This window comes from Flavobacterium ajazii, assembly GCF_010614725.1.
Lineage (GTDB): Bacteria > Bacteroidota > Bacteroidia > Flavobacteriales > Flavobacteriaceae > Flavobacterium > Flavobacterium ajazii.
Genome location: NZ_JAAEHL010000003.1, coordinates 112,856 through 125,016, shown reverse-complemented (window position 1 = coordinate 125,016; position 12,161 = coordinate 112,856). Strand labels below are relative to the sequence as shown.

19 protein-coding genes are annotated in these 12,161 nt (G+C 34.9%); 2 read left to right on the top strand and 17 right to left on the bottom strand.

Features of this window, described 5'->3' with window-relative positions; all coding sequences use genetic code 11:
- Positions 1–9 precede the first annotated feature (9 nt).
- From GWR14_RS05955 to GWR14_RS05880, 16 genes are all read right to left on the bottom strand, one after another.
- Entirely contained in the window at positions 10–438 is a 429-nt protein-coding gene (locus tag GWR14_RS05955; protein ID WP_163408124.1) for a DUF1896 family protein, read from the bottom strand.
- A gap of 11 nt (positions 439–449) precedes the next feature.
- Positions 450–794, bottom strand: a complete 345-nt coding sequence (locus tag GWR14_RS05950) for a DUF4134 domain-containing protein (protein ID WP_163408123.1) — start codon at positions 792–794, stop codon at positions 450–452.
- A gap of 137 nt (positions 795–931) precedes the next feature.
- Positions 932–1,411 (bottom strand): hypothetical protein, encoded by a 480-nt coding sequence (locus tag GWR14_RS05945; RefSeq protein WP_163408122.1) that lies wholly within the window; start codon positions 1,409–1,411, stop codon positions 932–934.
- 389 nt (positions 1,412–1,800) lie between these two features.
- On the bottom strand, positions 1,801–1,893 hold the full coding sequence (locus tag GWR14_RS23885) for a hypothetical protein (RefSeq protein ID WP_236010701.1): 93 nt from the start codon (positions 1,891–1,893) through the stop codon (positions 1,801–1,803).
- Between the two features lie 372 nt (positions 1,894–2,265).
- Positions 2,266–2,601, bottom strand: a complete 336-nt coding sequence (locus GWR14_RS05935) for an RteC domain-containing protein (protein WP_236010700.1) — start codon at positions 2,599–2,601, stop codon at positions 2,266–2,268.
- Between the two features lie 254 nt (positions 2,602–2,855).
- The gene (locus GWR14_RS05930; protein WP_157505960.1) at positions 2,856–3,005 is read right to left on the bottom strand and encodes a hypothetical protein; all 150 of its coding nucleotides are present in this window, start codon (positions 3,003–3,005) and stop codon (positions 2,856–2,858) included.
- A 124-nt stretch (positions 3,006–3,129) separates the two neighbouring features.
- On the bottom strand, positions 3,130–3,402 hold the full coding sequence (locus GWR14_RS05925; RefSeq protein ID WP_157505959.1) for a hypothetical protein: 273 nt from the start codon (positions 3,400–3,402) through the stop codon (positions 3,130–3,132).
- 16 nt (positions 3,403–3,418) lie between these two features.
- Positions 3,419–3,565 carry a hypothetical protein gene (locus GWR14_RS05920; RefSeq protein WP_157505958.1) on the bottom strand — a complete coding sequence of 49 codons (147 nt, stop codon included), beginning with the start codon at positions 3,563–3,565 and terminating at the stop codon, positions 3,419–3,421.
- Between the two features lie 193 nt (positions 3,566–3,758).
- Positions 3,759–4,160, bottom strand: coding sequence for a TfoX/Sxy family protein (locus tag GWR14_RS05915; protein ID WP_209445165.1), 402 nt, complete (start codon positions 4,158–4,160; stop codon positions 3,759–3,761).
- Positions 4,105–4,479 carry a nuclear transport factor 2-like protein gene (locus GWR14_RS05910; RefSeq protein ID WP_031457135.1) on the bottom strand — a complete coding sequence of 125 codons (375 nt, stop codon included), beginning with the start codon at positions 4,477–4,479 and terminating at the stop codon, positions 4,105–4,107. The genes GWR14_RS05915 and GWR14_RS05910 overlap by 56 nt, the downstream gene beginning before the upstream one ends.
- 140 nt (positions 4,480–4,619) lie before the next feature.
- Entirely contained in the window at positions 4,620–5,084 is a 465-nt protein-coding gene (locus GWR14_RS05905; RefSeq protein WP_051872963.1) for a DUF6434 domain-containing protein, read from the bottom strand.
- 63 nt (positions 5,085–5,147) lie between these two features.
- On the bottom strand, positions 5,148–6,260 hold the full coding sequence (locus GWR14_RS05900; RefSeq protein ID WP_031457134.1) for a hypothetical protein: 1,113 nt from the start codon (positions 6,258–6,260) through the stop codon (positions 5,148–5,150).
- Positions 6,261–6,578: 318 nt separating this feature from the next.
- Entirely contained in the window at positions 6,579–6,776 is a 198-nt protein-coding gene (locus GWR14_RS05895) for a hypothetical protein (RefSeq protein WP_031457133.1), read from the bottom strand.
- Positions 6,777–6,901: 125 nt separating this feature from the next.
- Entirely contained in the window at positions 6,902–8,080 is a 1,179-nt protein-coding gene (locus GWR14_RS05890; RefSeq protein WP_031457132.1) for a serine hydrolase domain-containing protein, read from the bottom strand.
- A 181-nt stretch (positions 8,081–8,261) separates the two neighbouring features.
- Positions 8,262–8,870, bottom strand: coding sequence for a hypothetical protein (locus GWR14_RS05885; protein ID WP_031457131.1), 609 nt, complete (start codon positions 8,868–8,870; stop codon positions 8,262–8,264).
- Positions 8,871–8,977: 107 nt separating this feature from the next.
- Positions 8,978–9,805, bottom strand: coding sequence for a LytTR family DNA-binding domain-containing protein (locus GWR14_RS05880; RefSeq protein WP_031457130.1), 828 nt, complete (start codon positions 9,803–9,805; stop codon positions 8,978–8,980).
- Between the two features lie 318 nt (positions 9,806–10,123).
- Between GWR14_RS05880 and GWR14_RS05875 the strand changes: the two genes are divergently transcribed.
- On the top strand, positions 10,124–10,474 hold the full coding sequence (locus GWR14_RS05875) for a hypothetical protein (protein ID WP_163408121.1): 351 nt from the start codon (positions 10,124–10,126) through the stop codon (positions 10,472–10,474).
- 61 nt (positions 10,475–10,535) lie between these two features.
- Positions 10,536–10,862 carry a helix-turn-helix domain-containing protein gene (locus GWR14_RS05870; protein WP_031456883.1) on the top strand — a complete coding sequence of 109 codons (327 nt, stop codon included), beginning with the start codon at positions 10,536–10,538 and terminating at the stop codon, positions 10,860–10,862.
- A gap of 204 nt (positions 10,863–11,066) precedes the next feature.
- Here GWR14_RS05870 and GWR14_RS05865 read toward each other — a convergent pair whose 3' ends face one another.
- Entirely contained in the window at positions 11,067–12,155 is a 1,089-nt protein-coding gene (locus tag GWR14_RS05865; protein ID WP_031456884.1) for a PepSY-associated TM helix domain-containing protein, read from the bottom strand.
- Between the last annotated feature and the right edge of the window lie 6 nt (positions 12,156–12,161).

The following is a 12,161-nucleotide window of genomic DNA, read 5'->3' as shown; positions in this document are numbered from 1 at the left end:
ATAAATAGCTCAATTCAGATAGTCAGCAATCTGACCAATAAGGGCATTTCTCAAAGCAAGATCTTCTTCATTTTCTTTAGTAAAACCAATGGTCTCAAAAATGGGTTTGCAGCTTTCCATAAGGTTGATTACCTCAAAGGTCAGGATACCTGATTCCTGAAAATCTACATAGGTTTTCTCAAACTCATCAGAAAGCAGGGAGCGGATATATAAAAACCGGGAAGGTTTTAGATCTTCGGTAAGTATATTGAGACAGATTTCTTCGATGATATATTTAGGTGTCCCATCAGAAAGCATATCGTCCAATAGGAATTTAATTCCATTTATTTTTTCATTGAGATAATCTAGTACGCTGTAATCTTCCTGAAGGGTAAACATCAAATCGGGATTGTTATGGATAATATAGAACCATAACTTTTCTTTGAGTAGCTCTTCCATAGCAATTCATTTTAAATCCCAAAGAAGGATTTGATTACTGTCGCTACTACTACCAGAAAGACACAGCTTCCAAACCAGGCTGCAGCTACTTTTCCGGTATCGGGATCACCTGCGTTCCATTTTTGATATACTTTCACAGCGCCTATTAATCCGAGTAATGCGCCTACGGCATACATTAGTTCTGTGCCTGCATCAAAATAACTTCGTACCTGCTGGTTGGCTTCATTGATTCCTGCCAGACCATCTTGGGCGTAGGTTTCATAACTGATCACAAAAAGAATTTGTGTCAGAAGAATACCAATAGTATATGTTTTTTTCTCAATAAACTTCTTAAAATTCCAGTTCCATTTTTTCATCACACATTATTTTTAAAGTTCAAAAATTCGGATAAAAAACGGAGGTGTAGCCGCTGTCGCAGTCCTCTTTCCTGTTACATCTGTCCTGCTGCGCCGGGATGGACAGGGGCAGTTCCTCCGTTATATTGTTTTAGAGTTTATTCCCAAAGTGCTTCTGCTTCCTTCTGGGTTAAAGTGATGGATTCGAGTTTATCACATTCTGAAACTATCAGCTCGCTTATTGAAGAATTGAAAGGCGAGTCTTTTACTGAGGGAAATTCTCTTAAAAGAAGTTGCAGATAATAGGTAAATTCTTTTTTTACCAATTTTTTCTTTGTGGCATCTGTGATAAAACTCTTTAATCTTGCCACCAGAGCATCAACATCCTGAAAAGTGGTGTCAAATTCTTCTAAAGAAGTTTGGTCTGAAATTGTTTCTGGTAATTCCTGATAGTTTTGTTCAGTTTGAGGATCTTGATAATTTGGGTTTTCAAATCCACGAAATTGAAGTTTCCGTTTTCCTGATATGAGTTCTTTGAGGTCATCAAAATAAAATCGAAATCCAATAAATAAATACCAGCTTGCCAATAGCAGAATAACTACAACTATGTAATTACCCCATGAAATGTTTGTAAACATACGCTCTTCATTTTATCATTCTACATTAGTTTCTCATAATCCAGTTGACAATTCAATTCTGGATCTTCATCATTACAGGGCAAAGAAACAATAGACTACAAACAGCCACAAGTACAACTTTTTGTTGTACCCCAGTTGTACCCCATTGAACCCCCAGTAAAATAAAGGAGAAAAAAAATAAAAAAATGTAGAAAAACAGAATTGACTTCCATTGAGCAAAAGATACAGTTATCCATTGCAACAGAAACTAAATAGCAGACTGTGGGACAGGTAGAAAAAGAAAAGCAAAACAGTTCGGAGAATATTGTATATACAAAAGGTATTCATTTACTTGGTGGTATATTGTAAAAAAAATTATTCTTCTTCGTATTTTTCATCCATTTTGCTGATTAGTACATCAAGTAGACTGTCAAGGAATTTCGGTTGGTTAATTTTCGGGGCTTCAGTTCCATAAACGTATGATAGGAATCAACTAAATCAATATTAAAAGTGCTTTCAAATGTCTTTGCAATTACCTTAATAACGAACTAAAAAAACTCAAAAGGTATTGTGATAACAATCTTTAATTTTATAAATAATACCGAAACAATAATTCTTTTATTGATGATAAGTTGTTTGTTCGTGGGAAACACTATATTAAGCTCAGTTTAGACCCCTTCTATTTTGAAGTAGACCATACTTTTCAACCTCACACTATTTTAAGGCACCAAAAATTATAGCTAACGAGCTGATAAAAGTTTATATTGAAGACCAGCTTCACAATACATTATTATAGATATAAGAACAAATCAATAGATCTGTCAAAATTAAATTGGACTGGAAGTAAAACAGAATTGACTTATTCCCTATATTAATTAGGGAGATTTGATAACGGAAATGCAGATATTAAGGTATTTAATGATAAGCTTTACGTCATAAGTTTTTTTTGTTTCGATTTTATAAATGGTATTATAGTAAATTAATTTTGAAACAATAACCGGTTTCTTATATTTGAAAAAATGTATTTCTTCATCCGTATTCTTAAATCCTTTTTCTAATACAAACATCTTTAATTTATATAAAGAATTAACAATAAGGTTTACAATAATTTCTATTCTTTGAATGGAGCAATCTGCTTCAATCTCTAATTCGTGGATTTCCGTTTCTAATTTACGAAGTGTTTCAACATAGAATTTTTCCATACGAGCCATAAGTACTGTTCAGGAATTTGAATAATTTGATTATTTACTCGTTATGTAGCTTTTCTAAGTTATATAGGATTAGATTATTATAATATCAGACTTATTACTGGAAACTATCCAGATTGAGCCATACTTTCGAAAACATTCCTGTATCAGGTCTTCTGTCTGTGTTTCGCTACAGATAGCTGTAACAAAAATGGAAAACCCAATCCTTAATAATCGTTAAAAAGGCTTTCGAATATCTTTTGCTTATTCTCCAATTATTATTTTAAAAATTTATTCATTTCAGTAATGAACCATTGTGGCTCGTCTGTAGCCATAAAGTCTTTGGCATCTTCTGTTACCTTGTGCGTTACATTAGGTGTATTGCCGTACATTTCTTTCAGCTTTTTATTGGCTTCGGAAATCGGCATATTCTTATATGTTGTGGTAAAATACCAAGTGGTAAATACCAGTATTGGAATTTTATTATTTTCAAGTGTTAGGCGCAAATCACTACTGAACTGTTCGCAAAGTGTTTCTGTCAGATTTTACCTGTCATTCTACAAATCTCGCTACATCTTCTGACTTGGTAAAGTTCATCATTTCGGCTGTTTGTCTTTGAGTGGCTTTAAATGTTTCAGCCTCCATTTCCATAGTTCCTTTACGAATACTGCTTTTCATTTGTTCCAATTCTTCTGTAGTGATATTGGCATTCAACACCATATTTAATTTGGGATAAAAATCGGAAGCAACGATGGCTTTTATTTTCAAATCCTCATACTGCGCCGTTTTAACTGTTATAAAAGTTACATAATTTTGTCCGATCAAAACCACATCTTTTAACTTATTCTTTTTTTATGAACTGCTGAATTTCATTCACATAAGCATCTTTGAAAAGTGCATCAATGGTTTTTTCTCCATTAAATCCCGGAAAGTCGGCAAGGTAAACGGTATTTGTTTTTTCATAATTATTAGAAACTCCTTTCCACATTTCGGAAGAACAGCCTATATGTGGCAAGAAAATAATGGGATTTCCCTTTTTGCTAAGCTATGTGAAATGAACGGCGTTTTGGGCAAAAGCAAATGTGGTAAATAAAATAATGACAATAAAAAGTGACAGTTTTTTCATGATTTTTGAATTATTTTATAGGTTTAGATGTCAGATTATATTAAATCTTACAAACTTATTTCTTCTTTGCTTTAATTTCTTTGTTAAATTGCAATGCAATGTCCAGCCATTTGTTCAGTTGGTTATTCGTTTTAATATAATCAGGGTTAATGTATCCGTAACCTTTATATTCTCTGCCTTTTGTAAGCATCGCTCGAAAACCATTCTGTTCACAAAATTCGTTGTGAAGATTAGGATCAAAGCGTACCATCAGTTCATCGCCACTTACGCCTACACACATTTTTTTGTTGACCATAAAAGTAAGCCCATGAAACATTTTCTTTTCAACGATCTCCAATTCTGGAAATTCTGCCAGATATTCCCTTACTCTTTTGGCTAATTCTTCATCATATGCCATCGTACTATGTTTTATTTTTATCAAAACCTGCATTTCGAAGCTCGTGGGTATCGTGTACATGGCTAATGAATGTAATTTTACTCTCACGTACTTTAAAATGTTCGCAGATTTGTAATGGGGCAAGTCCTGTTAGCTTAAGGGTATAAATAAGAACAGCTTCTTCTTTATTACCCAAATGTGTGAGCAGAATAACTTCCTGTAAAGTACTTGCAGTGAACTGTACAGCTTGCAAAAACTCAGCTTTGCTGACATAACTGTTAATAAGCATTTCGAATGCGATTTTGTCTGAGAGAAAGGACGAAGTCTTTTCAAAATCATTTTGGCACCAGGCATTAAAGTATTTTAAGGCTATACTTAAGGAAGTTTGGTTTGTATCCATTTTTATATTATTTCTGTTCAATCAATTTTAAATCCTCTGGTTCATATTCATTTGTACCACGTTGTTCTTTTTTCAATTTCCAGTATTTCATTGTGTCCTTTGCTGTAAAGGGGGGATCGTCTGCCAAAAAAAGCACGCATCTAACGGTTGTATTCAAACTGTGGGGCAATTTCGGTCTGGTAATCTTTATCTTTTTTCAGGGCGCTAATTTTCTTCCATTTTTCAATGGCATCCTGCAAGGTCTTTCCTTTAGCTTGTTTCATCCAGTTCATCAACTTTACGCTGAATGAAAAGTACGAACCTATTTCGGTAAGAAAAAATGCCCTTACATTTTCCGAGTTTTTATAATTGTCGGTAATGATGGTCGATTTTGTTAGCGTTTCGGTCTTCCGGTCAAAGGTGTATTTTGATTTTTTGATTGCTGTTTTCACCTTCACAATTTCGCTAGTGGAAATATAAGCTCTTATTCTTTTTGCCAGTTCCTGATTTCCGCCAACTGTACCGATGCTTTCGTTCCTGCAAAAAGAAACCAGTTCTTCCTTTAACCAATAAAAATCATTAAAGTCTGTAAGAGAGATATTTTTATTGAGTGTTGGTATTTGCATTTTTTTATTAAACCTTATAGATTTTTAAAACCTATAAGGTTTTGTTATCTAATCATTTTCTATTTAAAATTCCTGATAGTCGATGGTACGGCTTTCTTTTAAAGAACCGTTGTTAGCATCCTTAATTTTCATTACGGTAACCTGATTTTTATTGTTGTAGGTGTATTCCAAAGTAGATGTGTTAATTACATTACCTGATGTAAGCGACTTCCTTATATAAGCCTGCGGATTATTGGGCGCAGGAAAATTTGTTCCCGGAAAACCCATCATAATAAAGGCTATCATATCATTTACCGGATTTGAAATAGAACGTAATTTAGTATCGTAATTACTAAAAATATATTCCCAATCTTCCACTGTAACATTTACATCATCTATTACCACACGTTCGATATTTCCAGTTGCACCAAAACGGTAATACCAGGTTGTCAAGAGATTTCCTGAAGTGTTTTTTATTCTTCTCTCTTTTCCACCATCAGGGCGGTAGTACCAATCTATGATATAACGAAGTGTGCCATTAAAAAACTGTTCTTCTTTATACACTCCATTAGCATTGTAATAATAGATTTGTTTTTTAGTCTGTATTGCTGGGTCATTATATTCTATTATTTCAGTGATTTTATCGGCTTCATAGCTAAAGGTATTTGTTAAGTTTTGGTTAGGGGTTTGATTAACAATTGTGACTTTATTGATACGCTTTTGATTATCGTAGGTTATGGTACTGGTTTGGGTAACCGCTCCACTTATATTTGTGTGAGTTACTTTCACGGGCAAGCTCTTGGTGGCAGGTACAGTTGCAACAGTTGTAAATTTAAACACACTGCTTGCCGTGGTTGCACCTTTGGCATCGGTAGCTACTACTTTCCAGTAATAGACAATATTGTTTGCCAGCGCAGTAGTTGGCATATAACTAACAGCGGTTAACCCACTTTTTATCAGTGTTATGGGATTGACGTTCTGGTCAAGATAAACACTGTACGTTACCGTATCACCATCAGGGTCAGTTGCGGCTTGCCAGCTTAGTGCCGGTGTTGTGGCAAAACCAGTTGCATTACTTGCAGGAGAAGTAAGCGTAAAGGCTTTTGGAGCCTGATTATCTGGTACGATGTCTTCATCTCCTGACTTTGAACAGGACAGTAACGATACAAACAATAAGGATAAAAATAAGTACTTCATAAATTGCAGTTTTAGAAAATTTATACTCTTTAGATACGCTGCGTTAAAAGATCTTACAGCTTTATTTTTTATTTATTAATTGATTAAAAGTTATTGGTAAACCAAATGGATTATATTTAAAATTAGATGTACTGAAAAAGAAAATCTTACTAGATGACGAATTACGGTCAAAAAACTTAGGGCAGTGCATTAACTGACCCAAGCTCCTTAATTATTACCAAATTTGTTGATTGTCTAAACTGTGATTTTTCAACAATTACTTCCGTTTTACTCAACTGTTTATTACTGTTTTGCTATTGCTATATCTAATGCTAATGCTTATTGTGTACAATTGGTAAGATTGGTTGCTGTGTCGTTTTTCCAGATTTTGGCCAAATTTTTACCATCGTTCTTTTCCCAGCCAATTACGTAAACATTGGTTGCTTTTGAGGTACTGTTATCGTCTTCTGTGTCTTTACTGCAAGACATTGTTATGCTTAATAATGTAAGTGCAAATACTGCTTGTCTGAATTTCATAATTGTATTGTTTTAAGGATTTTGCAAATAAAGTTTTTCATATTCATTCATGATTGTAAAAAACGCTAGCTTGAAAAGTAATTTATCATTCGTTTTTTGCTTCTTATTATCTGGTATTAAAATGTTTACCAGACTGTTTCCAATATATTTTCGATAGCTTTTTTGGTAGAGACCCATTCGTCCAGTTTGCCATAATTACTGTTTACAGCATATACGATTACGGATTTTGATGAGGTTATGTAAATCATATTGGCATAATAGCCAATGGCATCTCCACTGTGATAATAGACATCGCCTTTGGGGGTTTTCATTTTAAAAATACCCAATCCGTACTCAATTGGGAAGAAATCGGGATCCTGTTCATGGGGCGTTTTCCATGTCAGCATTTCGGCCAATAGTTTCGGATTTACAACTTCTCCATTCATTAACTTTTGAAAGAATAGTGACATATCATAAGGATTGGAAATCAGCCCGCCATCGGCAGTATAATAATCCCAACCGCTGAAATAAGTGCTTTCGGTTATTTTAAAATTACTGTATAAGTCTATATAGCCCCGAACAATATTGTGTGGCACAGGATTTTTTGAGGCGAATAACGATTTTGTCATTCCAAAAGCCTTAAAAATGCGTTGTTCGAAAACTTCATGCAAAGGTTTGCCTTCAATCTGTTCTATTAAAATTCCGAGCAGTATGTAATTGGTATTGGAATATCGCACATCTGTACCCGATGCAAAATAGGCGTCCTGATTGTAGGCATAGGACATTAAGTCTTCAGCATGCCATTCTTTTTTGAGGTTGTTCATCGAAGCGGTCTGAAACTTCGGGTTCTGAATGTAGTTGTAAATACCACTACTGTGCTGTAATAACTGGCGGATGGTAGCAGTTTCTGCATTTTGGATTTTGCCGATGTAACTGCCTTTGAGGTAATGTGCTATTTTTTCGTCCAGATTGATTTTATTTTCATCATAAAGCATCATTGTTACTGTGGCAGTAAACATTTTTATCGTCGATCCCATCCGTGAGATCATACAGGGTTGCATGGGCACATTGTTAGAAATATCAGCTTTGCCGGAAGCTCCCAGCCATTGTATCGAATTGGGATGGTACACGCTCATCATAATACCGACAGTTCCTTTTTTTACTATTTCATCCAATTTTGCCTGGTATTGCTGTGCTTTGGGATGGCTTGCGCTATTGTCGACAAAATCAAAATTGCAGGAATAAGCTTTAGGGTCGATAACTTCGTCTTTTTCGCAAGCTGTAAACAGCAATGCAAAAAATGATACTACAAAAATTTTTTTCATTGTCAATTATTTTATCTGGTAGAGGATTGGCTAATCAATTTATATACTGTTAGATATTCGTTTAATTAAATAGGTCTTTTTCTGTAACTACCTGCTTTATATTTATGCTTCTCATATTCTGGTCTATTTTCAGGCTGTTTTGCTGATGTGTTTTAGGCTTAATATTCAATTAGTTGGCTAATTATTTATTTGCACCTATAAAAAACTTTACACCTAAGTGTAAGTTGTTATGTGGCATCAAATCGATAAATCCGAGCGAAAAAGGATATTCGACCCATACCTGATAGCGAACGAATAGTTTAAGGCTGGTTATGCTTTTTGGATGTAGATAATAGCCTGTCTCTAAAGAAAAGGAGGGTGCAAAACGTCCTGTACCTGTATTCTTTGTGGCAGAATAACTTCCGTTTTCAAAGGCATATTCTGTTGCGTTACGAAAGCTTCGCATATAGCCCACACCGAGCAGTGCTGATAATTCGATGCCTGGCTTAAAACGATATTCGTAACCCATTTCAGAAAAAACAGTTACAGCCTGATTTAAATACCTGTGATAGTAATAACTGGCTCCAATGGTTTGAAACAGTCTGCTGTGCTTTGGCTGTTTGCTGTAGTTCAATTCGGTTGCTACTGCTATTCCGGGATGGATTGGGGAGGTTAGCAGTTCTGAAAAGGGCATTGATGTAGCCTGATTAAAAGCAGATACGGTGATAGGAATACCCTTTTCCTGTGCATAAACCAGGGAGGAAAATAGTAAACCAATTAATAGTGATGAATAAATCGTTTTTGTATGCATGAAATAATTCTGTATTTTGCTACAAAATTATTTCTACATACGGTTGTTTGCTAGTAACTTACGATCTAAAAAACTAAAACGGACATATTACAGACTGAAACGGACAGCTATTTTTTCCACCATTTTCTGAAATCGGAAGTATTGGTTTTTGAAATGTAAACGGCATCGTTTACAGGAATTACGAAATCTACTTTTAGTTTTCGGGTTTCGGTAGCTATAACAGCCTGAATAGCCTCGGCCGATGTTAAATATTGACGGTTGATCCGAAAAAAGCTGCTTTCTAATTTCTTTTCCCACTCCTCCAGTGTACCATCTAAACGAAAGACTTCGTTGTCGAAAGTGTAAAGCCAGAGCAATTTTTCATGGCTTTTAATGAAGGCGCAATCGGTCGTTTCTATTTTTAGTTCATTGAAGCCTTTGTGCACCACAAAATAAGGTATCGTCGCTTTGTTTTCGAGCGTTATTATTTTTTCAACAGTAATGATTTCAGTTTTTTTGTTCTGAAATAGGTATACGCCAACATAAAAGCTATTTACAAGCAACAGCAGTAAAAAAGCCAGAGGAAGTTCTAAATGAAGGATAGAGGAATTGGCAAAATTGATATTGATAGCGATTAAATACAGTACTTCCAATATCATCGCAACAAGGAGTGGCACCAGAATGCCATACAAGGCCTGGAGCCACAGTCTGGTTTTGAGATGTTCTTGCCAAGGATGTTTTTTATCAAAGTACAATATTATCTGCCTTACATAAAGTCCGGTGGAAAAGGTAATGAGCAATGCAAAAACAAGATCGGTGAAAAAGGAAGGCAAGCGAATCAGTTTTGCTATTGGATTGTCATTGGCAAAAAAAAGAAACGATATTGCTGACAGCGGATAGAAAGCTATCCATAAAATACGGTCTTTGTAGGTTACCTTCGAAACTTCACTCTTCATGATAGGTTGATTTGTGCAAAGTTAATCTTTTTTGTAATCATCTGGTTAAGGATTCTTTACTTCTCAAAAAGGTGTTTTTTAGCAATAATAATATTCAGAGATCTTACACATTTTAAAATAAAACAGCGCATAATTCCAAATAAAATCTTTATTTTTTTATTCCATTGTAAAAAAGGCTAAGCCCAAAAGCATTTTTTATTTACGGCTTTATTTACTTTTGCATGCTGTAATCTAATTTTTTTTTCTATTGAAAATTTACACCCTACATCCTCTGCTTCAGTATCTTGCTATCGTATCATCTACTTTGGTAATGATCCGGTGTTCAGACAGCCCTGGGTAGTCTCCCCAACAGTCAGTAATACACTGGCTATTCTTGTTTCGCCTGCCAGTGTAATTGATATTGGCAGGAAAGAACAGCACTCGGCACGCATCCGTTTTAGCGGGCAGACTGATGAGGTAAAATATTTTACAAGTGAAGCCATTGTCAATTCAGAAATCCTGGTAGAACTTAAGGCGGGTGCTGCTTTTGAATTGTTTGGAATTCCCAAAAACTATTTTACCAATAAATGGATGGAAGCAGATAATTTTTTACCGGATACTGTCACATTTTATAATCAACTGGATGACTGCGGTCTGGATATTGACAGTATGATTCCTAGTAGTAGATAATTGGCTCCTCCAAATTGCTGTAAGGTCTAAGAATAAAACAAAGACAGAAATTCTAGTGGCTATGGAGCATATCATTACAAGTTTAGGCCAGATGGATATTGTTCAGCTGCGCAATAAAGTAGGAATGACCAGAGCCTCTTTTCAAAACCATTTTAAACAGCAGATCGGCGTTTCTCCAAAAACCTACAGCCGTATTGTAAGGGAAAATGTAGCTTACAAAGAAATACAACAGATAAAAAATGTTGACTGGGAGCAGGCAACCCACGATTTCAGATACTTTGACCAGTCCCATTTTATAAAAGATTTTAAACATTTCTTTGGTTGTAAACCATCAGATCTTCATCGTGGCGGGTTTTTACAGTTTCTTTATAAAAATTCTCATTTTTAATAAGTGTAAAGATGGAAAAAAAGATCGTTACAATCTTGTAAAATAAGGTTCTTTGGGCTCTTTTGCTAAGGTTTACGATGATTCTGACCTGCTTCATTGGAGATTTATTTATGAATATTTACAAGAAATGTATTCTAAATTATAAGTATTTGTCACCCAATTCTATTATTTTTTATAATGAAGTTTCAAACTGTTTTTAAGCAGTTATTGCTTTTTGCCTTTTGTTTTCCAAAGAATAAATCCCGTAATAGAAAGTATTCCAGGGCTAAATCCGGCAATTACATACAAAATTTTAATCCAAAAATTATCATAATCCCCTCTGTGAAGCTGTTTCATGATCCAATAAAACCGGTCAGAAAATGATTTTTCTTCAATGCGTATGGTTTTGATCCAATTGCCATTATCACTGTCATAATAAACGTCGCTGCCTTTCCCAAAATACAATGGATTTTCAGTATCCGAAAACTCGCCGCTTACTATAATGTCTGTTTTTTTATCAGCAGCTATTTTTACGGCAATTGGATTAAAATTCGGAATCTCCCGAGCCTGTTTTATTACTTGGTCAATATTTGCCTTTACCTGATAATTCTGTTCTTTCTTAGGAATTAATTCCCATTCAGCAGGTAAAAAAAGACTTTTATTCATCCAGAAACCGGTAAAAAAAAGAATGAAATTAAGCATCAAAGTCCAGACACTAATAATCCTGTGCAATGAAGAAGAAAGCGTTCTGGAAGATTTACGATTTAACTTCTCTTTAAAAATAAGTACGGCAAATATCTTTTTACGATAAATGATCACACCTGTAATTAAGTTTAATAATAAAGTAATGGCCGCAATTGCCGTTATAAGCCGGCCTGGTTTATCAATTAAAAGCGAGTAATGCGCAGCATACAGCCAGCGGAAAAAAGGGGATTGCAAAGAACCAAAACTGCCCTCTCTCATAATTTTTCCAGAATAAGGGTCTATCATACAGCAATAGAGATAATTATCGTTTGCCTTGTCCTGATAATTAAAAATCATAAATTCATAGGTGTCGCAGGTATTTCTGGGAAAAGTCTGAAGCATGATCTGCCGCGCCTGGGGATACCTCTCAGAGACTTTATGATACATCTGGTTTAATGAAATGGTTTTACTGCCTTTAACGCAATAATGCATCGGCGGATTATTGAAATACTCGATCTCTTTTTTAAAAACCAATAAAGCGCCCGAAATTCCAAAAAATAAATACAGTACCCCGAAAAACAATCCGAGGTAACTATGCAGTTTAAATGAGGTTTTTGTAATTTTTTTCACTAGAAG

Bases quoted from the DNA above. Each gene is read 5' to 3' on its own strand.
- GWR14_RS05955 (WP_163408124.1), bottom strand. From the start codon at position 438: ATGGAAGAGCTACTCAAAGAAAAGTTATGGTTCTATATTATCCATAAC.
- GWR14_RS05950 (WP_163408123.1), bottom strand. From the start codon at position 794: ATGAAAAAATGGAACTGGAATTTTAAGAAGTTTATTGAGAAAAAAACA.
- GWR14_RS05945 (WP_163408122.1), bottom strand. From the start codon at position 1,411: ATGTTTACAAACATTTCATGGGGTAATTACATAGTTGTAGTTATTCTG.
- GWR14_RS05935 (WP_236010700.1), bottom strand. From the start codon at position 2,601: ATGGCTCGTATGGAAAAATTCTATGTTGAAACACTTCGTAAATTAGAA.
- GWR14_RS05930 (WP_157505960.1), bottom strand. From the start codon at position 3,005: ATGCCGATTTCCGAAGCCAATAAAAAGCTGAAAGAAATGTACGGCAAT.
- GWR14_RS05920 (WP_157505958.1), bottom strand. From the start codon at position 3,565: ATGTGGAAAGGAGTTTCTAATAATTATGAAAAAACAAATACCGTTTAC.
- GWR14_RS05915 (WP_209445165.1), bottom strand. From the start codon at position 4,160: ATGTACACGATACCCACGAGCTTCGAAATGCAGGTTTTGATAAAAATA.
- GWR14_RS05910 (WP_031457135.1), bottom strand. From the start codon at position 4,479: ATGGATACAAACCAAACTTCCTTAAGTATAGCCTTAAAATACTTTAAT.
- GWR14_RS05905 (WP_051872963.1), bottom strand. From the start codon at position 5,084: ATGCAAATACCAACACTCAATAAAAATATCTCTCTTACAGACTTTAAT.
- GWR14_RS05900 (WP_031457134.1), bottom strand. From the start codon at position 6,260: ATGAAGTACTTATTTTTATCCTTATTGTTTGTATCGTTACTGTCCTGT.
- GWR14_RS05895 (WP_031457133.1), bottom strand. From the start codon at position 6,776: ATGAAATTCAGACAAGCAGTATTTGCACTTACATTATTAAGCATAACA.
- GWR14_RS05890 (WP_031457132.1), bottom strand. From the start codon at position 8,080: ATGAAAAAAATTTTTGTAGTATCATTTTTTGCATTGCTGTTTACAGCT.
- GWR14_RS05885 (WP_031457131.1), bottom strand. From the start codon at position 8,870: ATGCATACAAAAACGATTTATTCATCACTATTAATTGGTTTACTATTT.
- GWR14_RS05880 (WP_031457130.1), bottom strand. From the start codon at position 9,805: ATGAAGAGTGAAGTTTCGAAGGTAACCTACAAAGACCGTATTTTATGG.
- GWR14_RS05870 (WP_031456883.1), top strand. From the start codon at position 10,536: ATGGAGCATATCATTACAAGTTTAGGCCAGATGGATATTGTTCAGCTG.